We start from the raw sequence: 25,438 nt of genomic DNA, 5'->3' as shown, positions 1-25,438 counted from the left end.
GTGGCCTGGGCGGCATGCCGGGGAGCTGGTCTCCGGCAGGGGCCTAAGGGTCCGTGCCGGCTATTCGGCGGCTTCTGCCGGAATGACCGACACGAAGCTCTTGGAATTGGCGCGGGTTCGGAACGATACGGTGCCATCGATCACGGCGAAAATGGTGTGATCGGTGCCGATGCCGACGCCGGTGCCCGGATGCCATTTGGTGCCGCGCTGACGCACGATGATGTTGCCCGGAATGACGCTCTCGCCACCGAACTTCTTGACGCCGAGACGACGACCGGCGCTGTCACGACCGTTGCGGGACGAGCCGCCTGCTTTCTTGTGTGCCATGATGCGGGCTCCTTACTGCTTGTCTTCGGCCTTGGCGGCCGCGCTGTCCTGATCGACCTTGGCGCGCGGCGGCTTGCCGGCAACCAGATCTTGGGCCTGGGCAACCCACTCGTCGCGCTCGATGCGGCCCTTGAAGTTGAGCTCGGCGTCGAACTTGGCGATATCGTCGGCACCCCAGGCGGCGATCTGCGTGAGGCTGGTGACGCCCGCGGCGTTCAGCTTCTTCTCGAGTGCCGGGCCGACCCCGCCGATGAGCTTGAGATCATCGTTGAAGCCCGCGGCCGAAGCCTCGGCCTTTGCGGCCTTGGCCGGCTTTGCGGCCTTCGTCTCGGCCGAAGCAGCGGCGGCAGCCTTGGGCGCCGCGGCCTTGGCGGAGGGCTGGGCCCCGCCGGTTAGGATCTCGGTGATCCGCACTGTCGAGAGCAGCTGGCGATGGCCGTTGCGGCGACGGTAATTGTGGCGGCGCTTCTTCTTGAAGACGATGACGGTGCGCTGCTTGTCGAGGCTGACATATTCGGCCGCAACCAGCGCGCCGGCGACGAGCGGGGCGCCGAAAGTGGCTTCGTCGCCATTGCCCACGGCCAGAACCTGGTCGAACGTGACGATATCGCCGACCTCGGCGTCCAGCTTCTCGACCTTGATCACCTGGTTGGCGGCAACCTTGTACTGCTTGCCGCCGGTCTTGATCACTGCAAAATTCATATGCTCGCCGGCGCTTCAAACGCCGGTCCCTGCTTGTCCGCGCCCTGCGGCGCCGCGCCTTGTGGACGCGGACTTTCCCGGAAGTGGGAGCCGGACGATCCGGCCTGGCCTCGGGCTGCGATTGCCATGGATAGTCTACGCGCCAGCGCAAGGCCGGCACGTCTGGCCCGGCTTATCCCCGCAACCGGCTCCGAAGTCAAGATCGCGCATGCGCCGGACCGGTGGATGTCTCTGCCGGATGGAAGCGGCACGAGACGAAGTGGCCGGGCCCGATCTCGTGCATCGGGGCCGAACCGGTCGCCGCGTGATCCTCCCCGAAGCGACAGGGGCCGGCCGTCCGGTCGAGGAAGGTCATCTCCCTGGGCGCGGTGCGCAGGCGGGCCCGCTGGACCCCCGGATCAGGCACGGGAATGGCATCGAGCAGCATGCGCGTATAGGGGTGCCCGGGCGAGGCATAGACCCGATCGGAGGGGCCGATCTCGACAATCTGCCCCGAATACATCACCGCCACCCGGTGGGCGAGTTCGCGCACAAGCGCAAGATCATGCGCGATGAAGAGATAGGCGAGCCCGAGCCGTTCCTGAAGGTCGCGCAGAAGCCTCACGATCTGCGCCTGCGTGCGCACATCGAGCGCCGAGACGGCTTCGTCGCAGACGACGAAATCGGGATTGACCGCCAGCGCCCGCGCAATGACGATCCGCTGGCGCTGGCCGCCCGAAAACTCGTGCGGATAGCGCGAGACCATCGCCGGATCGAGATTGACGAGATCGAGCAGCTCGGCCACCCGCTCGGCCATCCGGTCGCGCGGCACGGCGCCATGCACCTCGAGCGGCTCGGAGAGGATCTGCCCGATGGTGAGGCGGGGATGCAGGCTCGAATAGGGGTTCTGCTGCACGAACTGCATATGGCGACGCATGCGCCTGAGGTCGCCCCGCGACAGGCCTGAAAGCTCTCGACCGAGGAGCCGCACCGACCCCCCGCTTGCCTTCTGGAGTTGCAGGACGGCGCGGCCGGTTGTGGTTTTGCCCGAGCCCGACTGCCCGACGAGCCCCAGCGTTTCGCCGGGCGCGATCGAAAAGCTCGCCCGATCGACGGCCATGACGGGCGCGGCCCCGCCCCGCGCCGGGAAGGTGACGGAGAGGTCGCGCACCTCGAGCACCGGCCCCTCGGGCATCGGCCCCTCTGGCCTCGAGTCACGCGCCATCACCCGAGCCCCCCTGCCCTGTCGAGGCGCGGCACGGCAGCCAGAAGCGCGCGGGTATAGTCGTGCTGCGGAGCCCCAAACAGCGCATCGACGCTGCCGGCCTCGACGATCTCGCCGCGATACATGACGTTGACCTTTTCGACCATGCCGGCAACGACGCCGAAATCATGGGTGATCAGCATCAGCGACATGCCCCGCTCCTCGCGCAGCGCCATCAGGAGCCTCAGGATCTGCGCCTGCACGGTGACATCAAGCGCGGTCGTCGGTTCGTCAGCGATCAGCAGCTCGGGATCGCAGGAAATGGCGATGGCGATCATGATGCGCTGGCGCTGCCCGCCCGAGAACTGGTGCGGATGATCATCGGCGCGCCGGGCCGGATCGGGGATGCCCACCGAGGCGAGGAGCTCCACCGTCCGCGTCCGCGCGGCGCGCCTGCCGAGCCCTTTGTGGCGCATCAGCATGTCGTCGATCTGGCTGCCTACGGTCATGACGGGGTTGAGCGAGGACATGGGGTCCTGGAAGACCATGGCGATCTGGGGCCCGCGCACATCGCGCATCTGGGCCTCGCTGAGGCCCAGAAGATCGCGGCCCTTGAAGCGTATCGCGCCGCCGAGCCGAACCCGCGTGCCTTCGGCCGCGAGCCGCATGATGGCGCGCGCGGTGACGCTCTTGCCGCAGCCGCTCTCGCCGACAAAGCCGACGGCCTCGCCCTTGGCGATATCAAACGAGATACCGCGCACCGCTTCCACCACCTCGCGCCGCGTGGCGATCGAGGCGGTGAGATTTTCAACCGACAGCAAGGGCTCGGCGCTCATCTCCGGCTCCCCACATCGAGCACTTCGCGCAGGCCATTAGCGAGGATGATGAAGGTGAGCGTGGCAAAGACGATGGCGGCGGCCGGCGCGATCACCGTCATCGGGGCAAGCTCCATGAACTGGCGCGATTCCGACAGCATGCCGCCCCAGTTGGGATCGGGCGGCGGCGGACCGAGCCCCAGGAACGACAATGCAGTGACGGTGAAGATGGTCTGCGCCAGCGTCAGGCTCGTTTCCACCACGACGGGCGAAATGACGATGGGCAGGATGTGGCGGGTGACGATGCGCGTATCGGAAACCCCGATGCTGCGCGCAGCTTCCACATGGTCCCACTGCTTGACGCTCAGCACCGGCCCGCGCACCACCCGCGCCATGGCGGGGGTGTAGACGATGGCGATGGTGAGGATCAGGTTGGGGATGGTGGGGCCCAGCGCCGCCACCACGGCGATGGCGAGCAGGAACACCGGGAAGGCGAAGATGACATCGAGGATGCGCATGATCGCCTCGTCGACGGCGCCGCCGAGATAGCCCGAAACCAGCCCCAGCACGAGCCCGGCGGCAAGCGCCAGGGTAACCGCGACGACGGTGATCAGCAGCGTCGTTCGCCCGCCCATGATCAGGCGCGAAAGGATGTCGCGGCCGATGATGTCGGTGCCCAGCCAGTGCTCGGGGCTGGGCGGGGCCAGCGAGATGCCGGCCGTGAGGGTGGGATTGTAGGGCACGATCCAGGGCGCCAGCACGGTGACGACCACCATCACCGCCAGCATGGCGAGCCCCAGCCCGAGCAGCAGATAGCCGCTCGCGAACCCAACCTTGCGGTGCGCCGGCGCGGCAGCGATCGCCGGGCCGCTCACAACGCCACCCGCGCATCGGCCCGGGCATAGGCGATGTCGACCAGCATGTTGACGAAGACCACGACGGCCGCGGCCATCAGCACGATGGCCTGTATGACCGGGTAGTCGCGATTGGTGATGGAATCGAACAGATACTGCCCCATGCCCGGAATGGCGAAGATGGTTTCGACGAGGATCGACCCGCCCAGCAGCGTCGCGACCTGAAGTCCGGTCACCGTGATGATCGGTGTCAGCGCGTTGCGCACCAGATAGTTGTAGAGCACGGTAGAGCGCCTGAGCCCCTTCGCACGAGCCACCATCACGAAATCCTGGCTCGCCACTTCCAGCACCGCCGCGCGGGTATTTTCCGAAATCGTCACCGACACGGCCAGCGCCAGCGCAAAGCCGGGCAGGATGAGGCTCTTGATGTTGGCGACGGGGTCGACGAGGAACGGCGTGTAGCCGAAGACCGCGATCTGCGGGAAATAGAGCCCTGCCAAGAGCACGATCAGCGTTCCCACCACGAAGTTCGGGATCGCGAGGCTGAGCCCGTTGATCACCCGCACCAGCCAGTCGAAATGCCCTTTGAGCCGCGCCGAGAGCAGCCCGGTAGTCACCCCGATCAGCATCGCCATGATGGCCGCCACGAGGGTCAGCTGGATGGTGACGACAAAGCGCGGCCAGATTTCCTGCATCACCGGGGCGCGGGTGACGAAGGAGCGCCCCAGATCCCCCTGCAGCGCACTGCCGAGCCAGGCGAAATACTGCTCGAGCAACGGTCGGTCGAGCCCCAGATCCCGCCGCATCGTCTCCAGCACCTCGGGAGAGACCGAGGTCGTGCCGGCCGCCGCCAGCACGAAATCGCCCGGCAGCGCCCGCATCAGCATGAAGGCAATGAGCGACACCCCGAGGAGGATCGCGACCGTCCAGCCGAGCCGGACGAGGATGATGCGGGCCATGGCCTAGTCAGCCCCGCCGACGCCGGTGTGGTCTTTCAAGGGCATCAGGCACTGCGCCAGGCGGTGCGGACATAGGAGCGGATATTGGCCGCAAGCGGCTCATAGCCCTGAACGTAGTTCCACCACAGTTCCCAGCGCAGCGGATACTGGTAAATCTGCAGCACATAGGCGTTTTCGGCGATGCGACGCTGGATCTCCTGATGCTTTTCGGCACGGGCTGCCGGATCGATCTCGGCGCGCGCGGCGGTGATCATCGCATCGAGCTCGGTATCGGCCATGCCCTGCGCCTGCCCGAAGGCCCCGGTGGAAACGAGGCGCTGCAGGATGGCATCGGGATCGGGCGACCAGGAGAGCGCAACCGAGAGCAAAGTCGGATAGGTGCCCTGCGTCCACATGGCGAGGAGCGGCGCGGTTTCCATCGGGTTGATGGCCACCGTGATGCCGGCGGCCGCCCATTGCTGCTGCAGGATCTGCGCGCAGGCCACATCGAGCGGGTTGGCGGCGACCACGATATACTCGCCAAGATCGATGCCATCGGCATAGCCCGCCTCTGCGAGCAGCGCCTTGGCCTGTTCGGGATCATGCTTGTAGTAGGGCAGCTCCGACACCCCGTCATAGCCCCCGACCTGGCTTTCGGGCAGCATGGCACCGACCTTGCCCGATCCGCCGAGCACCGCCGCGACGCAGGCCTCGCGATTGGTGGCAAGGCTCAGCGCCTGACGCACCCGCACATCGGTCAAGGGCCCGTCCTTCATGTTGAGCCAGACCGGGAAGGTGCGCGAGGTTTGCCCCGGCGCCGAAACGAGATCGGGCGAGGTGCGGGCGATCTGCCCGGCAACGCGCGGATCCTTGAGCCAGGTCATGTCGATGGCCTTGGAGCGCAGCGCCGAGGTCAGGGTCGACTGGTCGCGATGGAAGCGGAAGATCACTGTCTCGAGATAGGGCTGCCCCTCTTCGTAGTAATCGGGATTGGCGGTGAGGGTCAGCTGCTGGTTGGGCTGGTAGGACTGGAAGACGAAGGGGCCCGTGCCCACCGGGTTCTCGTTGATGCCTTCGACGCCGCGCGGCACCACGACCCCGTCAGGATTGGTGGCAAGGTAGTTGAGGAAGGCCGCATCGGTGGTCGCGAGCTTGAACTCGACCGTCAGCGGATCGATCACCGTCACCGAGGTGACGTTGGAATATTGCGTGCGCAGGCGGCTCGCGGTCGCCGGATCGAGAATGCGGTCGAAGGTGTATTTCACGTCCTCGGCCGAGAAATCCTGGCCGTTGTGGAATTTGACGCCCTCGCGGAGCTTGAACACATAGGTCGTATCGTCGGGCTGCTCGTAGCTCACCGCCAGATCGGGTTCGATCTGCATGTCGGGAGTCCAGCGCAGCAGGCCCGAATAGATCAGCGAGGTGAAATCAAAGGACGAGAAGGCCGTGAGCGTCGTGGGGTCGAGCCCGATCGGATCGGCATCGGCCCCGATGGTGAGCGTGCCGCCGCGCTGCGGGCTGGCGCCTTGCGCGAAGACGCCCGGAACCGCCAGCATCGCGCCGGTCATCAGCGCCATGCGCAGCACGCTGCGGCGCGACAGTGCGAAAGGCTCAGCGGCGCCGGAAAGGGCCGGATCGAACGCGACGGGCTTGCTCATATCGGGTCTCCATCGAGGGTGACGCCGGCAGTGCGCCCCTCCCCGGTCGCCCTGCCAGCCTGCTGCCCCTAGCAGGCCTCAGCCCCTCTCGCCTGTAAACCCGCGCCCGTTTCGTGAGACGGAAATCGCTTCTCCTTGTCAGCCTGTCCGTCTCGCCTAGCTGCTAGCGGGGGGCGCCCGTGCGCGCCACCTTGGCCTCGTCCCACCACCACGTGGCGGGAAAGCCGATATCGTATTCGGGCAGGATTTCGGGGTGGCTGAACCGGTCCCACCGCGCCACGCGCGCGCTGCGCAAGGTGTAGGTGGGCAGCACGAAATGATGGTGCAGCAGCACCCGGTCGAGCGCGCGCGTCGCTGCGACGAGCGTCTCGCGGTCATCGGCGAAGACCACCTGCCGGATCAGCTCGTCGATAGCAGGGTCGGCGATGCCGCCATAATTGCGCGTATCGGGCGCGTTGGCCGAGACCGAGCCCCAATAGTCATATTGCTCGTTGCCTGGAGACAGCGACTGCCCCCAGCTGCCATAGATGACCTCGTAGTCGCGCGAGCGCACGCGCTGCACATATTGGGCGCTGTCGACGGTGCGGATGGTCATCTCGATGCCCATGGCCCGCAGGTTGGTCTGCCAGTGCAGCGCGACGGGCTCGATGGTGGGTCCGTTGAGCAGCACCTCGAACGCCAGTTGCCGGCCAGACGCATCCACGAGCCGATTGCCGTCGAGCCGGTAACCCGCCTCGGTCAGGAGCGCGAGACCCTGGCGCAGCAGGGTCCGCTGCTGGCTCGCATCGCCGCCGACCGGGTTGGTGTAGGACTCGGTGAAGACCTCGGGGGGAACCCCGTCGCGTACCGATTGCAGGATTGCCAGTTCCTCGCCTTCCGGCAGGCCGCTCGACGCCAGTTCGGTGCCGTAGAAATAGGAGTTGATGCGCTCATACTGCCCGAAGAACAGGATCTGGTTGAGCTCCTCGAAATTGAAGGCATAGGAAAGCGCTTCGCGCACCAGCGGGTCCTGGAATTTCTCGAGCCGCAGATTGGGCACGAAACCGACCATCACGCCGAGGCTGCGATAGGGGTTTTCGAACAGCTCCTGGACGACGCGGCCTTCGGTGACGGCGGCGAAATTATATTCCCGCGCCCAGCGCCGGGCGATGTTCTCCGTCCACCAGTCGAACTGGTCGCCCTTGAAGGCCTCGAACATGACCGTCGTGTCGCGGAAGTACTCATACCGGATGGTGCCGAAATTGTTCTGCCCGATATTGGCCGGCTCGTCGGCGCCCCAATAGTCGGGGACGCGCTCGAAGGCGACCGAGCGACCCGCCTGGAACGCGCCGATGCGGTAGGGGCCCGAGCCGAGCGGCGGTTCCAGCGTCGACGCGCCGATGGCGCGCGGCTGTCCGTTGGGACCCGTCGCCGCCCACCAATGCCTGGGCAGCACCAGCACCTGCCCCACGATATAGGGCAGTTCGCGATTGCCCACCTCGTCGAAGGTGAAGGTGACCTCGCCCGGTCCGGTGACCGCGACGCTTTCGACATGGGAATAGTAGTTGGCCTGGCTCGGGTTGAGCGCGATGGCCTGCTCGAACGACCACACGACGTCCTCGGCCGTGACCGGCTCGCCATCGTGCCAGCGCGCCCGTGGGTTGAGCCGGAAGGTCACCGACGAGAAATCATCGGGGAAGGACAGCGCTTCGGCGAGCCCGCCATACATGGTCGAGACCTCATCGTCCGAGGCGCGCATCAGCGGCTCGAAAACGAGGCCAAGCCCGCTCGCCACCTCGCCCTGCGGCAGCAGCGGATTGAAGGTGTCGAAGCTGCCCAGTTCGGAAAGCCGCACCTGCCCGCCCTTGGGCGCCTCGGGATTGACGTAAGGGAAGCGCTCGAAGCCCTCCGGCATTTTCGGCTCGCCCATCAGCGACACCGCATGTCGCCAGACGCGGTCGCCTGCCGGAGCAGCGGCCGCGGCGGGCACAGCCATGCGCGAAACCTCGGGCACGACCGTGTCGGCCTGGGGGCCGGCGGAGGGCGGCGCAGCAGTCGCAGGAGGAGCGGAGGGCGCTGCATTCGCCGGACCCGCTGTGGCAGGGGCAGTCTGCGGACCGGCTGGCTGTGGCGCGCTCATCGCATTGGCGGGAGCCAGCGGAACGGCCGGGCCCGCATTTGCCGGCGCTGCATTTCCCGGAGCCGGGGGCGCCGGGCTGTTCGACGGCATGACGGGAGCCGATGCCGTGCTGTTGGCGGGCGCTGGCGCGTTGGCCGGCGTCGCCGGAGCCGATTGGGTGTTGGCGGGCGGGGATGGCGGGGGGCTCGAGTCGCAGGCGGCCAGAAGCAGGCCGGCGGTCAAAAGGGCGAGGGGCCATGCACGCAGCCGCTTGATCATGGGGTCTCCGAACCATCCGAGTTTTGGGGAGTATAGCCCGTCCGGGGCCTGTCGTCGTCCCCGCTCGACGAGGGGTCGAGCGCGGCCGCGAGCAGGAGCCGGGTGTAGTCGGCCCTGGGCCTTGCAAAGAGGCTCTCGGCATCGCCCTCTTCGACCACCCGGCCCGCCTGCATCACCATCACCCGGTGCGACAAGGCACGCACCACCCGCAGGTCATGCGAGATGAAGGCATAGGCGAGGCGCTTTTTCTGCTGCAGGCTGCGCAGAAGCGCGATGACCTGTACCTGCACGCTGGCATCGAGCGCCGATGTGGGTTCATCGAGCACGATGAGGCGCGGCTCGAGCACCAGCGCCCGGGCAATGGCGATGCGCTGGCGCTGCCCGCCCGAAAATTCATGCGGATAGCGAAAGCGCTGCGCCGGATCGAGCCCGACCTCGGCGAGCGCCGCCACGACCTTGGCGTCGCGCTCGGCTGCGTCGAGAGCGGGAAAATGCACCCGCAAGCCTTCTTCGACGATATCGCTGACCGGCAGACGCGGGCTCAGCGAGCCGAACGGGTCCTGAAAGACGATCTGCATGTGCCGTCGCGCCGCGCGCAGGCCCTTCTTGCCGGTGGGCAGCGGGGCGCCGGCAAAGCGGATCTCGCCGGTCGAGGGCACGAGCCCGAGCAGCGCCTGCCCCAGCGTCGTCTTGCCCGACCCCGATTCCCCCACGATGCCGAGGGTCTCGCCCTCGCGCACCGAAAAGCTCACCCCATCGACAGCCTTCACATGGCCCACAACCCGGCGGAACAGGCCCCGCCGCACCGGGAACCAGACCTTGAGATCGCTGACCGCAGCGAGGACGGGGGCGTCGGCCGCCAGGGGTAGCGGGGCCGGATGCGGCTGGGCATCGAGCAGATGCTGTGTGTAGGGATGGGTGGGGGCGGAAAAGAGCCGTGCCGTCGGCGCGGTCTCGACGATCTCGCCTTTCTGCATCACGCAGACCCGGTCGGCCATGCGGCGCACGATGCCCAGATCATGGGTGATGAACAGCATCGCCATGCCCAGCTGGCGCTGCAACTGCTTGAGCAGGGACAGGATCTGGGCCTGGATGGTGACGTCGAGGGCGGTGGTCGGCTCGTCGGCGATCAGCAGAGCCGGCTCATTGGCCAGCGCCATGGCGATCATCACCCGCTGCCGCTGCCCGCCCGAGAGTTGATGGGGGAAGCTCGCAAGCCGCGCCTCGCCATCGGGAATGCCGACCTGCGCCAGCAGTTCAAGGGTGCGGGCGCGGGTCGCCGCCCGGCCCAGCCCGCGATGCACCGACAGAATTTCGCCGATCTGGCGCTCCACCGTGTGCAGCGGATTGAGCGAACTCATCGGCTCCTGGAAGATCATGGCAATGCGGTTGCCGCGCACGGCGCGGAGTTCCGGCTCGGAGGCCGTGGCCAGATTGCGCCCCTCGAACAGCACGCGGCTGGCCGGCGAAACTTCGGCACTGGGCGGCAAAAGTTTGAGGATCGAAAGGGCCGTCACCGACTTGCCCGAGCCTGATTCGCCCACGAGCGCCAGCGTCTCGCCCGGCGCGATGGAAAAATCGATGCCACGCACGGCGGGGGTTATCCGCTCGCCATCGCGGAAGTCTATCGCGAGGCCTTCGACCGAAAGCAGGGGCGCCGCCATGGTCATCGCAGCGCCTTGCGTGGATCGAAGGCATCGCGCACCGCTTCGCCGATGAAGACGAGCAGCGAGAGCATGAGCGCGATGACCACGAAGCCTGAAATGCCGAGCCACGGGGCCTGCAGGTTGTTCTTGCCCTGCGCCAGGAGTTCGCCGAGCGAGGGCGAGCCCGCCGGCAGTCCGAAGCCGAGAAAGTCGAGCGAGGTCAGCGTCGTGATCGATCCGCCGAGGATGAAGGGCAGGAAGGTCAGCGTCGCCACCATCGCATTGGGCAGCACATGGCGCCACATGATGGTGCGATCGGGCACGCCCAGCGCGCGGGCCGCCAGCACATATTCGAGATTGCGCCCCCGGAGGAATTCGGCCCGCACCACGCCCACCAGTGCCACCCAGGAAAACAGCAGCAATATGCCCAGCAGCACCCAGAAGCTCGGGGCGATGACGCTCGATATGATCAGCAGCAGATAAAGCGCCGGGATCGCCGTCCAGATCTCGATGAAGCGCTGCGCTAGAAGGTCGATCCAGCCGCCGAAATAGCCCTGAACCGCCCCGGCCGCGACGCCGATGACGCTGGAAAGGCCGGTCAGCACCAGTCCGAACAGCACCGAGATGCGGAAGCCGTGGATGAGGCGGGCCACCACGTCGCGGCCCTGATCGTCGGTGCCGAGCCAGTGGAAATTGCCCATCGTGCAGCCCGGGTCGCCGACGCCCAGCGGCATGCGCTGGCAGAGTTCGGAGCGGTCCATTGTCCAGAAGGGCGGGGCGGGCGCCGGAACAGGCAGGGCCTCGTCGACCGTGCGATAGGAAAAGCGGATCGGCGGCCAGAGCATCCAGCCATTGGCCTCGACTTCCTCGATGATGAAGCGATCGCGCCAGGCGGTGGAGGCGAGAAAGCCGCCGAACTTGCTTTCCGGATAATCGACGAAGGCGGGAAACAGCAGCTCGCCCTTGTAGCTCGCAACGATCGGGCGATCATTGGCGACGAATTCGGCGCCGAGGGTCACGAAGAACAGCAGGGCAAACAGGATGAGCGACCAGAACCCGCGGCCATTGGCGCGAAAGACCCGCCATCGCCGCTGGTTGATGGGCGAAAGACGCGGACGCCGCTCCAGCGCAGCCTCAGCCATCAGCCGCCCCGCCCCTCGAAATCGATGCGCGGATCGACCCACATATAGGCGAGGTCGGAGATGAGCCCGACCACGAGGCCGATGAGCGAGAAGATGTAGAGCGTGGCAAAGACCACCGGATAATCGCGGTTGACCACCGATTCAAAGCCCAGGAGCCCGAGCCCGTCGAGCGAGAAGATCGTCTCGATCAACAGCGATCCGCCCAGGAACGCACCGACGAACGCGGCGGGAAAGCTGGCGATGACCAGCAGCATGGCGTTGCGGAAGACGTGTCCGTAAAGCACCCGCCGCTCCGTCAGCCCCTTGGCGCGGGCGGTGGTGACATATTGCTTGCGGATCTCGTCGAGGAACGAGTTCTTGACCAGAAGCGTCGAGGTCGCGAAGGCCCCGAAAGCCATCGCCACCACTGGCAGCGTCATGTGCCAGGCATAATCGAGGATCTGGCCGTACCAGGGCAGGCTGGCGAAATTGTCCGACGTCAATCCGCGCAACGGGAAGATCGACCAGAAGCTGCCCCCGGCAAACAGCACGACCAGCAGGATAGCGATCAGGAACCCCGGCAGGGCGTAGCCGATGATGATGACGCCCGAGGTCCAGACGTCGAACCGGCTGCCGTCGCGCACCGCCTTGGCGATGCCCAGGGGAATCGAGATGCCGTAGCTCAGGAGCGTCATCCAGAGCCCGAGCGAAATCGAGACCGGCATTTTTTCGATGATGAGGTCGACCACCGCGATATCGCGGAAATAGGAGCGGCCGAAATCGAAGCGCAGATAATCCCACAGCATCTTGCCGAACCGCTCGAGCGGTGGCCTGTCGAAGCCGAACTGCCGCTCGATCGATGCCACGAATTCGGGCGACAGCCCGCGCGAGCCGCGATACTGGCTGGCCTCGCCCTGAGGCGAAGGCGTTGCCGCGCTCTGGCCCTCGAAATCACCCCCCGCCGTGCCGGTGACGCGGCCAAGGGCGCCAGAGCTCGAGCCGGAAATCTGCGCCAGCACCTGTTCCACCGGCCCGCCCGGCGCGAACTGCACCACGACGAACGAGATCGCCATGATGCCGAGCACCGTCGGAATCATCAGCAAAAGGCGTCTGACGATATAGGCGCCCATCGGACCTCACGCAAAAAGTGCTTTAAGCATAAGGCCGTTACGCGCGCCGTCAACTCACCAAGGGGTGTAAGACAGGCACAAAGAGGGGCTGAATGCCTGGGTCAGGCGATCGACCGATGGTGGGTGCGACAGGGATTGAACCTGTGACCCCTGCCGTGTGAAGGCAATACATAACCTCATACCTCGCGCCTTGGATAAAAGATAGAGCCATAATCCACCGGGATCCCGGGCTTTTCAAGCGTTGGCCCTTTCTGCTTTGCATGCTATCCCACACGGCACTGTGGGACGTATGTGTGGGAAACATGGCTTCAGAGATCGACACTATCGCCAAGCGGGCCAAGTTGGCGCCTCGAAAGAACCCATACTGGCAGGGCGTGAGCGGCGGCCGAGGCGGCGTGTCGCTCGGATACCGTAAGGGCGCGAGCGGCGCCGGGGTATGGGTTGCAAAGATCATTCTGGACAAGAAGCGGCTCGAGGAGCGCCTGGGACTGGCAGATGACGACGGCGCTCCGGCGGGCGCCCTCAAATTTCGGCAGGCCGTCACTGCCGCATTGGACTGGGGCCAGCGGCAGGCCAACGCAATAGCCGCATCGAGAGCGGGCGACGCGACCGGGCCCACCGTCCGAACGGCGGTGGAGGCATACGGCAAGGTGCGGGAGCGCCGCTCTGCCCGTGACGGCAAGAACGCCACCGGCCGGCTTACCAAGCATGTTTTGGCAGATAGCAAGTTCGCAGCCACTCCACTCTCCCGGCTTAGGGCCGGCACAATCGCAGAGTGGCGGGAAGGACTGGCAAAATCGAAGTCAGAGGACGGGGAGATAGAGCCCTTGGCGGCTTCGACGGTCAACCGGCTCCTGAACGATCTCCGCGCGGCGCTGAACGCGGCCGTGGAGGAGAGGCGGCGGGAACTTCCCGCCAACCTGCTCGACGAGATCAGGATCGGCACGCGTGCCCACACGGTGACCGGTGAAGCGAGAAAGCAGATCCTTTCTGATGCCCAGGTCCAGCGTCTCGTTGCGGCCTCGTTCGACGTGGACCCCGATGGGGATTTCGGCCGCTTGGTGTTGCTAGCCGCGGCGACGGGAGCCAGATTTTCGCAGCTGGCAGCGGCTACCGTTGGTTCCCTGCAGCAACAGCAGCGCCGCATCCTGATGCCGAGCTCAAAGAAGGGGCGCGCTGCGACAGCAAAGCCTCCAGTTGCAATCCCTCTAGCTGACGATGTGATGGCCCGCTTGGGCCCGGCAGCAGACGGGCGGCCGGTTGATGCGCCCCTGCTTGAGAGGTGGGGCTATCGCAAGATCGGCTCTGTGAGATGGGAAAAGGACCGACGCCGCGCCTGGGGCACGGCGCACGAGATGGACAAGCCGTGGACATTGGCATGCGCTAAGGCTGAGATGCCAGAAGGCACCATCCCTTATGCACTGCGGCACTCGTCAATCGTCCGGGGGCTGCGCGCTGGCTTGCCCGTTCGCCTCGTTGCGGCCTTGCATGACACCAGCTCGGAGATGGTGGAGCGCCATTACTCCGCATTCATCGTCGACGTCACAGAAGATTTATCTCGAAGGGCTCAAATCTCGTTCTGAGCGCCAATCGGACAATTTGTATTATCAAATTTGATATTCAAAACAAAGCGTTATCTAGGACTACTCCGTTTTGGCGCCTCAGAAAGCAAGTATTGCCATACAGGTTGTATGGCAATACTTTGCGCACCTGCATTAAATTCCGGCTTTACAACAGTTTTGACTATGCCTTACTTGCACTCCGTAGCAACTCGGAGTGAAAAATGGCGCATGAAACCCTCGACTGGCGATCCCGCCCCCTTCAGAACATGAACGCGGCCTGTGAGATTGCGGGCCTATCGGCCGCTTCGCTCTACCGGGCGCAGGCCGAAGGGCGGCTGGAATTCAAACGGCTGGGCGGCCGTACCATGGTCCCCACCGACAGCCTGATCCGCTTCATGGAAAGCGCAGAGCCGTGGACGCCATCGCAGCAAGGCGCAGCAGCTAGGGCGAAGCGATCGGCCCGCGCGGCGCAGAACTGGATGTCATGAACATGAGCAAAAAGGTGTATCCAGAAGAGGCAGCCTCGACGCACTTTTATTATCTTAGCGAGCTGTTCTCTGAGACCGAGCGGCGCATCTATACAGGCGAGCCTCTACCTTTGCCCCCGTCGGCGGATGGTTCAGAAAGTATTATACTGGAATATAGCGCACAGCGCACCGAGTTCCTGCGAGCCGCATACGAGAATGTAGGGCGGCAATTACTGCAGGCCTTCGTACCTTCCGAAAGCATAGCAAGCGAGGAAGGGCAGCGGTTTCTTCGTCACTACGCAGCTGTCGCTGCACTAGGATCGCTGGCTAGGAATGAAGTCGCCGCGCTTCGATACAACGGGAAGAGCCCTTCGGGCTTGGCGCATGCAGACTGGCGACCAATGCGCAGTACGGTTGTACGAATTATTACCGGGGCCTTCTTGACCGTACCAGATGCCAGCCAGCCGTGGAAGGCTATGGGCATGACGGCTGCTTTGATGAACCGAGGTATGGGCAGAGAGCGCAATCTCAGCGCCAGCCACATTCGAAACGCACTAAACAGCTTTGTACTCAAAGACGGAGCCCGCATACTTCAGCAGGCAGCGGATGTCCAAACAGCGGCGTTAGAAGAAATCGCGCAGGAGTGGTCTGTACTAAACGGGGTTTGGCTGCGAGCGCGAGATTATTACAAACCCGAGCACTTGACCCTCCACCACCTGCGAAAAGCTACGCGATCGCGCCTTATCTTCGATTGGCGCCGCGAGGCGGAACAAGATCCGACCGCCCGATTGTCGATCTCGGCCGTCTGCGCGCTCGACAGTCGAGCGATCAAAGAGTGGTCAAAACTGCTGCAAGCCCGCCGAGCAGCGTGAAAGTGCCCACGAAAAGCACGCTAGCTTCGCGGTCCTAACTTGCGCACCGTGCCAGAACCGCCAAATCGCGAAGGTGAACCATGGGAACTCTTCGACGGGACAACCCGCCGTCTTCAGATGCCGCCATTCTTCTAAAAGATGCGGCACGGATAGCAGGTCGCTCGGTGACGTGGATACGCGACCATCGCCAGTTCGGCCCTCTTGTCCCCACGGAGATCAACGGCAGGCAGGCCATCACCGCTGAGAGCTTGTACGCGCTGCTGCGCGAAAAGCGTAAGCGCCCGAGTATCTACCTCGCCGTCGACAACACCAAATAAAGCAGCCGGCGCCCACTGGCATGGGCAGCCGGCCGAATAAGGCGTCACAGAACATGGAAATACATAGCACAGTGGCTCAGCGTCCGCAATTGGCGGGCGGCTTTGACCAACAACGTGCAGCCCGCATATGCGCGGCGCCATCAGCTCCTGTTACCGCCCATGAGCCCGAGCCGGCTTCCAGCGGCCCACCGATCGCCGCGGACGCGTCTGACGCGATCGTGTTCCTTAAGCATATGGATCCCGACGGGCGGCACAACATCGTGGCCATAGATCCTACGGACAAGCTTCCCTTGATTGGCCGGACCTTTGAGCCTGGGCAGTGGGCTGAAATCGAAGCTTACATCCGAGCTCATAACGGCAGCCGGAACCTCTATTTCAGTGTCAACGAGCCAATGACCGGGGCGCCGGACGGTAAGCTTGCCAAGAGGCATATCTCGCAGATCCGCGCTGTCTGCCTGGATCTCGATCCAGCCAAACCGGAAGCGGGGGCGGACCCTGCCGAGCATTTTAAGGCTGAGCGGACGAGCTTGCTGGCGAAGGCTGAGGCGCTGAAGGGCCAGCAGTGCCCACCTACCCTGCTGGTCGACAGCGGCGGTGGCGTGCAGGCGTTCTGGATCCTCGCGGACAAGATGAGCGCCGCAGACTGTGGCGAAGAGGCTGAAGCACTGGGTGCCGGCATAAGTCAGGCTCTGGACGGCGATGCGGTGCAGAATATCGATCGCATCATGCGCCTTCCCGGCACGCTCAACATTCCATCGCCCGCCAAGCGGCTTAGGGGGCAGGTAGAGAAACGGGCAATGTTGCTCGAGAACAGCGGTGGGCGCTTCACGATCGAGCAGATCGCGCGCGTCTACCCCCCAGCGCTGCCAAACATTGAGCGCGACAAGAACCCCCATATTCAGGCCGCGATGGCCGAGATCGATATTCACGCTATCGGCCAGGCGGACACCTATCCCGAACTTGACCCGGAGTTGCGCGTGCGCTTCGGAGAAGCCAGGCGACGTGATCGCGCGCTTGATCGCCTTTGGACATCTGGAATGCCCTCGGGCCGCGACAAGTCCGCATCAGGCGCCCGTTTCGAGCTGGCCAGCCGGGCGAAACGGGCCGGCCTGAATATAAATGAGTTCGGCGCACTGCTTTGGGTATGGGAGCATGCGACCAGCCCAGGAAAGCCACGTATCGATGAATGCGAAGATCCGAAGCGTGATATTGCGCGGTGCTGGGTAAATTCTCCGGAGCTACGACCCGAGCTCGACCCGTCAGATTGGTTCGAGGATCTCGGCGATGAGCCTGAAGACACCAGCGATTTTCCCACTTCGAACCGGGTCCAGTTGAAGGTCGTATCCGGCCGCATCGAGCCCGCTGCGCTTCCGGTTCGCCGCTGGCTGATCCAACCCAGACTGCCGATCGGAGACGTGGCGCAGTGCGTTGGCGAACCTGGTGTGAACAAGTCGACCTTTGCACTTCGGGACGCTCTGGCGATCGCCACGGGACGCGAGGACATCTTGCGCGGGGTAGATGCCACCAGCCGCCCGATCACCATGGAGCGGCTGCACCGGCCGGGGCCCGTCATTGTCTACAACGCTGAAGATCGGCTGGACGAGATGGAGCGAAGGCTTGCCGCAGCTCAGCGTCACCACGGCGTGGATGGCGCCATGCCCCATCCCATCATCCTATGGTCCGGAATTGACCAGCAGAAGCTGACCCTGATGGAGCGCCGGAAGGACGGCGATGCATTGAAGCTGGCGCCCGGCGCTGCTGAGCTCGAGGCGGCCATTCAAGACCACGGTGCCGTGCTCGCGATCCTGGATCCGCAGATTAGCCTGGTGACGGGAGGCAGCGAAAACAGCAACGACGATCAAGACGCCGTCTTCCAGTATCTGGCGCGGATGGCGTCGCGTCTATCGACGGCAGTGATGGTGATCCATCACACGGCCAAACACACGCGCAGCGCCAAGGGCGACATGGGGGCCGGGCGCGGTGGCTTCGCCGCGGTGGGCAAGGTTCGCAGCGCATTCACATTGGTGCACGTGACAGGCGAAGACGAAGAAAAGGCTTGGGGCGTCTCGTCTCGCGATGGGCTTATCCGGCTGGACTACGCGAAGGTGTCTCACGATCGCAAACCGCCCGATCCGATCGTCTTCAAGCGGAAGAGCTGCCCGGTCGGCAATGGCAGCGGCATGCGACCAGCAGATGCCGTGGCCCTCTTCGACGCCAACCCTGCCGAGGCGCTGCGCATCGCTGGGGACGAGGCGCCAGTGCTCGAGGTGGTCGACACCAAGGCCCTGATTGCCGCTGTCAAAGCCCGCCCGAGGGACGAAAGCAAGGCAACTGCAATCGCTGAGATCGTCAGCCAGCTAATGGACGACAGGGACACCGTCGGCCTGTCCGAGATCATATTCCCTGCGGGCGATCGTATGCGTGAGGCCGGCCTTTCCGTCGCGACTTCGCGCCAAGAGATCACGCATGTGCTTTCCACCAATCTTGCAGGACCTGGGGCGCAAACCTCTCACAGAGGACAAATTGTCCGAGTACGGGCCGCGAAAAAGGGGCACCTCACCAACGCGCCGTGGCAATTACAGCGGACCATCGTAGAGCCGCAGGCGGTGGCCAAATGAGCTTGCAGCCCGTTGCGGCTCCGTTGCGGCCCGCAACGATTTTCCTTTCAATTTCAATGATTTGTTGCGAAAGCGCCTCGTTGCGGGTCGTTGCGGGTCACCCCGCAACCTGCAAGGCAGGAAAAAACCCAATGAAATCAACGGTTGCGGCCTTGCGGGTGTTGCGGCTCTATAGAGGGCGCACCGCACCCGCAAGGGGTGCGCCCTCCTCCCGCTTGAGCTTCGGCGCTGACAGCGCCGAAAGTTATGGAAGCCATCTTGTCTATCGAATGGGCAAGCATCGCGGAGGCCAGGCGTCAGGGACTCAGCCGGTCCAGATTGCCATACCTCAAACATCAACTGCGACGGAGCGTGCGCTGTGAGCCAGAAAGGCAACCCGCTTTGGAAAACCCGCGAGTGGCGGGAACGTCAGAGACCGATCGCCCGGGCCATGGCTTTGGAGTTCTGGTCGCGGCCCCGTTGCGGGGCGAAGACGAAATTGCATGGCGGCCCCTGCCGCATGGTGGCGCTGGCAAACGGGCGCTGCCGCTTCCACGGGGGTAAGACGCCGAAGGGTGCGGACTGGCACAAGCCGGTGTTCTCTGACGGCAAGACGCCAGGCGGGCAGGACAAGCTGAACCGCAAGCTCTACGATCTTGAGCGAGCCAGGCAGAAGAGGGCCCAGCGCCTTGCCACCATGACGCCAGCCGAGCGCGCCGCTTATCGCAAGTGGCATGAGGCGAGGCAGCCATCTCAGGCGGCGCGCATATCATACAGGGAGCGCAAGCGGCAGGCTCAGGAGGCCAAGGCGGCCTTGGCGCATGCGGCCGGGAGAGACAGCGCCGATCCGGAGCTCCTGCGGCTGGACGAGAAGATTAGGCGCCTCGAAGAGCAGGCCGCCGCGCTTATGGCCAAGCGTGCAGACACCGCAGCCACCATAGAAGAACTGGGGATCTTCGGATGAGACGAAACAGCGTCGATGAGGCTCGCCGCGATTTGCTCGAGCGCGTCCAAACTGAGGGCATTACGGCGGCCTATGAAGCGGCCCTTGCCATCTGTCGCGACCCTAAAGCCCCTGCCCCTGCACGGGCCACCGCGTCCGCAACGCTCTTCCGCGTGGCCGGGCTGTTCGATCGGAAGGACGCCAACGACAGGCCGAAGGAGCCGCACGAAATGAGCTCTGAAGAACTGGCTCAGGAGATCGCCTTGCTCGAGCGGCGAGCGAAAGGCCTCCCGGCCGAAACGGATGAGGGCATCTTCGCCTAGTCGCCACTGCGGCAGGCCAGCCGCCAGAGCGGCAAGGCCTCTGGGCTCGCCACAGTGCGCCTCGCCTTTCTCTGGGTTGGTGCCAGATCTAAAGCCCGTCGGGCTCTAGTCGTCCCAGAGCGCCAGAGCAGCGGCAGCCCCATCCCGATCGGCCCGGATGCGTAGGATGGTTTGACGTGTCAGCCCGGTGGCGCGCGCAATGGCTGACGCGCCCTCGCCCTCGTCCAGCATGCGGCACACGGTCTGGAACTGCGCCTTTGAAAAGCTGGGTTTGCGCCCGCGATACTTTCGGCCCGCATCCTCGAGCGCCTTGGCATGGGCAATGCCGGCCAGTCGCGCCTCTCGCAACGCGTCGGCCTGGGCTTGGGAGATCGCGGCCATGAACGCAATTAGTGCGTCTCTGACGGCTTGTTGCATCGGGTCTTTCGTGGTGCCATCGAACACCAGCCCATTGATGACTGTCCGGATCAGCACCCCGCGCCGCATGAATTCACGGATTGTGTCGCTGACGTCCTGATAGTCGCGACCTAATCGGTCGACCCAACGGACAAGGAGCGTGTCCCCAGCCCGCAAAAGATCGAAAAGCCGGCGCCCTTGGGGGCGCTCAGCGAGCCTTGTCGACACCCCCGACACGCCATGGTCTGTCACAACTTCATCGATGACATAGCCGGCGGCTTCGGCCTGGGTTTTCTGGTGCCCTATGGTCTGGTCGCGCGTCGAAACGCGCGCATAGAAGATGGTGCGCATGGCAGTTCTCCGAGGTGGGAGGGCGACTAAAAAGTCGCCCATAGCGTGCAGAGTTCATCCATGTCGGCCTGCATACCGTTGGCCTGAAGTAAGGACGCGCACCGGGCCCGGAGTTTGAGATTTGGCGAGTGTAGCCAAATGGCGATCAGGTCTTCGAGCGCGTCAGCCTTCGCCTCAGCGTCGTTGTGGCGAATGGCGTCATGGAGGGCGACACTGGAGCGGAAGAAGTAAGTGAACTCGGTCATTTCATTCCCCTAGGCATGTCCGTTGTGTTGATGCCCGATGAAAGCATGTCCGATTTTCATCGTCAATCCTATCGGACATCCTTTTCGTAACTTTTTTCGCTGTTCGCATGCCTATACCCTTTCGGACAGCGTCGAGCGGTGAACAGCGCCTTTGCCAAGCGGCTTTATGCCGGCCGGATGTGTGGCCTCTGCGAAACGCCAGCCCGGCCGGCAGAGCGTGGAGCAGCTGGCGCGTCTTCAGACAATGCCCTGCCTCCAGCGCTGTGATAGCTTGGCCAGTCGATGCCGTTCGTCCTCACGGGCGCCTGAACTAAGATGGCAGGCTGATGAGTCCGAGGGGCGCTCGAGGGCGCGCTGGAGGGTGTCTGTTCGCATCATGGGAAGACCCTCACCCGGCCCCCGACCCACCCCCTGGCGGCAGTCCGGCGCAGCGAGCGACAGGCTCAGCCCCCGGCCGTACAAAATCGCGCCTCGCTGGAACTTTTGAACGCAGCGGAGGCCCTTTTCCGTATCGCGCAGAGCCAATGCCCCGGGCATATTGGGGGCTTGGGGTCGAAGAGGTGCGAGATGGGGTCATGGCTGGAAGAACGGGCGCTCGCCTTCGCAACCGCAGCGCATGGAGCGATCGATCAAAGGCGCAAGTATACGGGCGAGCCGTACATCGTTCACCCAATAGCGGTTGCAGAGCTGGTTCGCTCGGTGCCGCACACCGAGGCCATGATTGCCGCGGCGCTCCTACACGACGTCGTGGAAGACACGCCTGTGACGATTGAGGAAATAGAGGCCGAGTTCGGGAACGACGTCGGCGAGCTCGTGGGATGGCTGACGGATGTCTCGCAGCTGCAGGACGGGAACCGGGCAGTTCGCAAGCGGAAAGACCTCGAGCACAGCGCGCGGGCCCCTGCGGAAGCGAAGACGATCAAGCTGGCCGATCTGATCGACAACACGCGCACCATCCGTGCTATGGATCCGGCGTTCTGGCGGGTCTATCGTCGAGAAAAGCTCGCGCTGCTGGCTGTGCTAAACGAAGGCGACGCCGCCTTATGGAAGCGGGCCCGTGCCGACTGCGTCTGAGCGGCGGGTCGACTGACTCGGCCGATTTGAGCGTCTCGGGCCCGTGAACCGATGGTAATTAGAAGACCCTGGCAACCCATCGGTATCGGGGCGGGTTGGCTTTCGTTGAGACGCGCTCGCCGGCCTTCTAAGGGCGCATGGGCATCTGCCCAGGCCTGGCTGGTCGTCCCCGAGGATCCCGGAGAAGTTGCGCGGGAAGGTGTGCCCGGAGCACTTCAACGCGAGGCGTCTACGGCGGAGCGTGAAGCGACACCGGAACTACGCGTTCTGCCACGCGCCGATGACCCGACGAAAGCGCAAGTGGGTCGATTATCAGGCGGAGAAGGCTGTCGTCAGCGCCGCGGAGTATCTGGGGCAGGTGATTGCCGGAGCGGTGGTGCCGGCTTGAGCTGTGAGCTTATATCGACCCTTACTCGGCGGTCATAGAGCGGAGCTCAGTGAAGGGCACTACGCTCCAAGGTCTTGCCGGGCCGTTGCTGGTCCGACCGCATTCAAGCCATCTGCTGAGTGCGATACATATCAAACCTATGATTTCCTTGGATAAAGTTGGGTTTGCAGCGAGCGAATTACATTAAGCCCAGTATGGCAGGTATCGCGCATATCGATTGCCTTGATTGTCATTCAGCGGTCGGATCCTTCCCGACTCTAACGCCTCTTTAATGACGTTGGAGACCTGTGGGTACTGGCGATCCGTAAGACCAAACCGCTTGCGCAACGAGCTATTGCTCATCTGCCGCCCCGCCTCGAATTCCACGCAGGCATGCTGGTAGCAGGCGCGTACACGGTCCTCACGGGAAAGGTCCGCGAAGGCCTTAGCGCCATAGACGGTGACAACGGTAAATCCCTCGACGACTTGGAATAGGGGTGCGGGCAGAATTGCGTCTTCAATGGCGGCCAAAGCTCGGTCTACGCCGCTACCCCTCTCCTCGCAGAGCCCCATCCTCCTCAACAGCGCACCAAGCCTTTTGTTTCGAGATTTCGGAGGCGAGTCAATAAATCGGTCTGGATCGACCAGAGGCGTTCCAGGATTAATTATTTTGATCCGATCTGGATATATTTCTACAAGTGGCCCATCGTTAGAGTTGGTCATATCTTGATGTATAAGCGCGTTCGCAAGTAATTCTCTTACAGCAATCTCTGGAATCGCGAATTGCTTCCTTCTGACGCCATGAATAATCTTTTCACTCTGTTCAACGCGATCCATAATATATGCCAGCATTTTAGGAAACGCGATACCATATCCAAAAGATCCTGTCACGTCTGCCTCGGCTGTGATTTTGCTACTTCCCTTGTAAGTAACAACCCTTGGCGCCTTGTTGGCGACTGTTGACCATTCGTTCAAATCTGATGCGGCTACAAGGGCGAAAAGATTGGTGACGTCGTAACCGCCCTGTCGGTTATTCTTGATGAGTTGCTCGCTCTCTAAAGTGGCGACAATGCCAGCCGGCGACCTGGCGCCTAGTCCGAGCGCTTCGAAGAGCGAAGTATGTTCGAAGTCCTTGAGTATCTGCTGGGTCGACAGGTTCGGCTTGGCGACTGCCTCTTCAAAGGTGAAACGAGAGGCCGCTGCCCAGATTGACCGTTCGCGATCAGGATATTGATTCAAAGGCTGGAGCGAGGTGTCAACCCGCACAAACGCTTGGCCGTTAAACCGCACTGGCTGTTGGAAACCAGGTTGAATGATCAGTATTTCAAAATGTTTGCCGTCATTATCAAATTCACAGATGTCTACCGTTATATGAGGCTCAAGCCGCCGACTAAGCCAATATAGAAAAGTGTCGTTTCCAACCTTGAGTTGCCGAAGTCTTAGCTCCGTGCCGACCGGCTCAATGGTCACATCCTCGATCCCGAAAACGAGGTAGCCATGTTCCTCTCCTACCAGCATGGCCGAATTTGCTAGGGCGGACGCGTATCTGCCGATGTTATCGGGATCCGCGTTGTTGCGTTTGAACTCCAGCCATTCGGTCTCTCTGCCGAGACTTAAGAGGTACTCGAGCAGTTTAAGGGGATCGTGAACATTCATTTAAGTTCCGTCACTCCATCTCCGGCGTTTCAATGACCAGGACACCAGCTTGCGCAGCCCACAGTCACAGATGTCGGACTGTACCCCGCACCGCCGCAATGCAAAAACAACAAAGGCGCCCGCAAAGGCGCCTTCGAAAACAAAGGATGCTAGACCCAGCTAAATCGTCGCCCCGGCCTTCCTCGCTGCGATTATGCGGGGATTGATCTTTTGGCCGCGTTGCTTCTGCTCAGCGATAGCAGCATCCTTAGCCGCCGTTGCCTGCTGCTTGAGCGAGGCGATCTCTGAGTCGCTGAAGTAGGGCGCTCTGGTCTCGGCCGGGGTGTTCTTTTTCGGCCCAATCGACGAGAAAAGCCCCCTCGCCCTCTGTAAGAGATTGTTCGTCATGTCCGATCTCCTCTCTCCATAGGGTTGACAACTCAGGACCATATTTCGACAAAAGCACGCCCTTGGTCCTGTCGGCAATAGGAAATGGAACACAATCGCCATTCCCTAGTGACAATGCCGTCACGGCGATGACCGTTCCGCCTTGCTCAACGATGTGATGCCGAAGAGCGGCGAAGGTGCCGCCTAGTGTGCAGGTATCGTCGGCAAGGATATAGGCACGATCTGACCTAACCGCACCCTGAAAGCGAGGCTGCCACAGAAAACGTTGGAATCTGTTTAACGCGGTCCTGCCTGGACGCGCTACCTCAATGATTTCCTTGTCAATTTCGCAATCCAGTTCGGCTGCCAAACGGCCCGCGATAGCAAAAGGCAACGCATTTGTGATCGGCAGTGGAGAGCTTTTGGGCTCGTCGGGATCATATTCCGGGTGTGGCACCACGATCAGTGGAGGCATATTCGTCGTGATGAGCGCATCAATCACCCGGTCGATGATTGCGTCGCTTATCAGCTCCCCCACTATTTCTGCCGCTGCTGCGTGATCGAAACGACGTTTGGCGGCCTCATACCTAGCTTGCTTAACCGGCGCATCCCTCTCCGAGACTTTGTAGGTGCCCTTTAGCTCCTGCCAGCTGCAATGAACAAGCACCTCCCTCGGGTCCGCCTTAACCCAAGGAAGGCGGAAATGCTTGCCCGCCTTCTGCCGTTTCGGTTCGGCTTCTGCTTTGATCGGCACAACCACTGGCTGCTACTCATCTTCGGAAGTCGAGAGCTAACCAGATTCACCGACAAATGGCAGCCTGCTTTTGGCTTTTTCCCATGAGCCAACGATGGGTGAGCCACATAATCGGGAGCGCGCACTTCAACGCCATTTCATCGCTTAATCGATCTCATTGGCCTGGTCGCGGCTGCCCGCGGCCTTCCGAATTAACCTCTCGCCCATCGGCAGCGCTGATGCGGTACTTCTGCGCGAAATCCTCGACCTCGCAGTGATGGTTAGCAGCTACGCGCTTCCGATCCTGCGTGCCCGTCTTCTCTTGTCGTCCGCCATGATGCATTCCTAATGCACGCTGAACTGGTTTCGCATGACCGGGTCAATCCGGCTGTTACGAATCCATTCCGACCCTGCTGCT

The 25,438-nt window shown here is 63.2% G+C and carries 23 protein-coding genes; 8 read left to right on the top strand and 15 right to left on the bottom strand.

Features of this window, described 5'->3' with window-relative positions:
* Positions 1-60: 60 nt before the first annotated feature.
* The 11 genes from rpmA to BT183_RS19125 all read right to left on the bottom strand — a co-directional run bounded on the left by rpmA (position 61) and on the right by BT183_RS19125 (position 12,751).
* Positions 61-327 (bottom strand): 50S ribosomal protein L27, encoded by a 267-nt coding sequence (rpmA, locus tag BT183_RS19175; RefSeq protein WP_072346616.1) that lies wholly within the window; start codon positions 325-327, stop codon positions 61-63.
* A 12-nt stretch (positions 328-339) separates the two neighbouring features.
* Positions 340-1,029 (bottom strand): 50S ribosomal protein L21, encoded by a 690-nt coding sequence (locus tag BT183_RS19170; protein ID WP_072346614.1) that lies wholly within the window; start codon positions 1,027-1,029, stop codon positions 340-342.
* A gap of 196 nt (positions 1,030-1,225) precedes the next feature.
* Entirely contained in the window at positions 1,226-2,233 is a 1,008-nt protein-coding gene (locus tag BT183_RS19165) for an ABC transporter ATP-binding protein (protein WP_072346612.1), read from the bottom strand.
* A complete protein-coding gene (locus BT183_RS19160; protein ID WP_072346610.1) occupies positions 2,233-3,048 on the bottom strand; it encodes an ABC transporter ATP-binding protein in 816 nt (271 codons plus the stop codon). The genes BT183_RS19165 and BT183_RS19160 overlap by 1 nt, the downstream gene beginning before the upstream one ends.
* Positions 3,045-3,902: an ABC transporter permease gene (locus BT183_RS19155; protein ID WP_072346609.1), complete on the bottom strand. Its 858-nt coding sequence runs from the start codon at positions 3,900-3,902 to the stop codon at positions 3,045-3,047. The genes BT183_RS19160 and BT183_RS19155 overlap by 4 nt, the downstream gene beginning before the upstream one ends.
* Complete coding sequence (locus BT183_RS19150) at positions 3,899-4,840, bottom strand: ABC transporter permease (protein WP_072346607.1); 942 nt, start codon at positions 4,838-4,840, stop codon at positions 3,899-3,901. The genes BT183_RS19155 and BT183_RS19150 overlap by 4 nt, the downstream gene beginning before the upstream one ends.
* 44 nt (positions 4,841-4,884) lie before the next feature.
* Complete coding sequence (locus BT183_RS19145) at positions 4,885-6,477, bottom strand: ABC transporter substrate-binding protein (protein ID WP_072346606.1); 1,593 nt, start codon at positions 6,475-6,477, stop codon at positions 4,885-4,887.
* A 163-nt stretch (positions 6,478-6,640) separates the two neighbouring features.
* On the bottom strand, positions 6,641-8,452 hold the full coding sequence (locus BT183_RS19140; protein WP_072346604.1) for an extracellular solute-binding protein: 1,812 nt from the start codon (positions 8,450-8,452) through the stop codon (positions 6,641-6,643).
* A 398-nt stretch (positions 8,453-8,850) separates the two neighbouring features.
* A complete protein-coding gene (locus BT183_RS19135) occupies positions 8,851-10,524 on the bottom strand; it encodes an ABC transporter ATP-binding protein (RefSeq protein WP_072346602.1) in 1,674 nt (557 codons plus the stop codon).
* Positions 10,521-11,642 carry an ABC transporter permease gene (locus tag BT183_RS19130; RefSeq protein WP_084603702.1) on the bottom strand — a complete coding sequence of 374 codons (1,122 nt, stop codon included), beginning with the start codon at positions 11,640-11,642 and terminating at the stop codon, positions 10,521-10,523. Before BT183_RS19130 ends, BT183_RS19135 begins: the two co-directional genes overlap by 4 nt.
* Complete coding sequence (locus BT183_RS19125) at positions 11,642-12,751, bottom strand: microcin C ABC transporter permease YejB (protein ID WP_072346598.1); 1,110 nt, start codon at positions 12,749-12,751, stop codon at positions 11,642-11,644. Before BT183_RS19125 ends, BT183_RS19130 begins: the two co-directional genes overlap by 1 nt.
* A 302-nt stretch (positions 12,752-13,053) precedes the next feature.
* Here BT183_RS19125 and BT183_RS19115 point away from each other — a divergent pair, with 302 nt between their 5' ends.
* The 6 genes from BT183_RS19115 (at position 13,054) to BT183_RS19095 (ending at position 19,832) form a co-directional block, all read left to right on the top strand.
* Positions 13,054-14,334 (top strand): tyrosine-type recombinase/integrase, encoded by a 1,281-nt coding sequence (locus BT183_RS19115; RefSeq protein ID WP_072346596.1) that lies wholly within the window; start codon positions 13,054-13,056, stop codon positions 14,332-14,334.
* 200 nt (positions 14,335-14,534) lie between these two features.
* Positions 14,535-14,801, top strand: a complete 267-nt coding sequence (locus BT183_RS19110) for a helix-turn-helix domain-containing protein (protein ID WP_072346594.1) — start codon at positions 14,535-14,537, stop codon at positions 14,799-14,801.
* Between the two features lie 2 nt (positions 14,802-14,803).
* Positions 14,804-15,652 carry a hypothetical protein gene (locus BT183_RS20605; RefSeq protein ID WP_143145910.1) on the top strand — a complete coding sequence of 283 codons (849 nt, stop codon included), beginning with the start codon at positions 14,804-14,806 and terminating at the stop codon, positions 15,650-15,652.
* A 370-nt stretch (positions 15,653-16,022) separates the two neighbouring features.
* Positions 16,023-18,587, top strand: coding sequence for an AAA family ATPase (locus BT183_RS19105; RefSeq protein WP_177282639.1), 2,565 nt, complete (start codon positions 16,023-16,025; stop codon positions 18,585-18,587).
* A 358-nt stretch (positions 18,588-18,945) separates the two neighbouring features.
* Entirely contained in the window at positions 18,946-19,530 is a 585-nt protein-coding gene (locus BT183_RS19100; RefSeq protein ID WP_143145909.1) for a hypothetical protein, read from the top strand.
* Positions 19,527-19,832, top strand: a complete 306-nt coding sequence (locus BT183_RS19095; RefSeq protein WP_072346588.1) for a hypothetical protein — start codon at positions 19,527-19,529, stop codon at positions 19,830-19,832. The genes BT183_RS19100 and BT183_RS19095 overlap by 4 nt, the downstream gene beginning before the upstream one ends.
* Before the next feature lie 105 nt (positions 19,833-19,937).
* Here BT183_RS19095 and BT183_RS19090 read toward each other — a convergent pair whose 3' ends face one another.
* Both BT183_RS19090 and BT183_RS19085 read right to left on the bottom strand, forming a co-directional pair.
* A complete protein-coding gene (locus tag BT183_RS19090) occupies positions 19,938-20,579 on the bottom strand; it encodes a recombinase family protein (protein WP_072346586.1) in 642 nt (213 codons plus the stop codon).
* A 26-nt stretch (positions 20,580-20,605) separates the two neighbouring features.
* A complete protein-coding gene (locus BT183_RS19085; RefSeq protein ID WP_072346584.1) occupies positions 20,606-20,824 on the bottom strand; it encodes a hypothetical protein in 219 nt (72 codons plus the stop codon).
* 567 nt (positions 20,825-21,391) lie between these two features.
* On the opposite strand from BT183_RS19085, the gene BT183_RS19080 reads away from it, so the two are divergent.
* Both BT183_RS19080 and BT183_RS20865 read left to right on the top strand, forming a co-directional pair.
* A complete protein-coding gene (locus BT183_RS19080; RefSeq protein WP_072346967.1) occupies positions 21,392-21,898 on the top strand; it encodes an HD domain-containing protein in 507 nt (168 codons plus the stop codon).
* A gap of 241 nt (positions 21,899-22,139) precedes the next feature.
* Positions 22,140-22,286 (top strand): hypothetical protein, encoded by a 147-nt coding sequence (locus BT183_RS20865; protein ID WP_177282637.1) that lies wholly within the window; start codon positions 22,140-22,142, stop codon positions 22,284-22,286.
* Positions 22,287-22,469: 183 nt separating this feature from the next.
* Here BT183_RS20865 and BT183_RS19075 read toward each other — a convergent pair whose 3' ends face one another.
* Both BT183_RS19075 and BT183_RS20600 read right to left on the bottom strand, forming a co-directional pair.
* A complete protein-coding gene (locus BT183_RS19075; protein ID WP_072346582.1) occupies positions 22,470-23,921 on the bottom strand; it encodes an ATP-binding protein in 1,452 nt (483 codons plus the stop codon).
* Positions 23,922-24,168: 247 nt separating this feature from the next.
* Positions 24,169-25,047 (bottom strand): phosphoribosyltransferase, encoded by an 879-nt coding sequence (locus tag BT183_RS20600; RefSeq protein WP_143145908.1) that lies wholly within the window; start codon positions 25,045-25,047, stop codon positions 24,169-24,171.
* Positions 25,048-25,438 lie beyond the last annotated feature (391 nt).

It is taken from the genome of Devosia enhydra (assembly GCF_900119845.1).
In the GTDB taxonomy this organism is placed as follows: Bacteria; Pseudomonadota; Alphaproteobacteria; order Rhizobiales; family Devosiaceae; genus FPKU01.
Note: the sequence above shows the minus strand (reverse complement) of the source record. Positions and strands in the feature narration are given on the sequence as shown.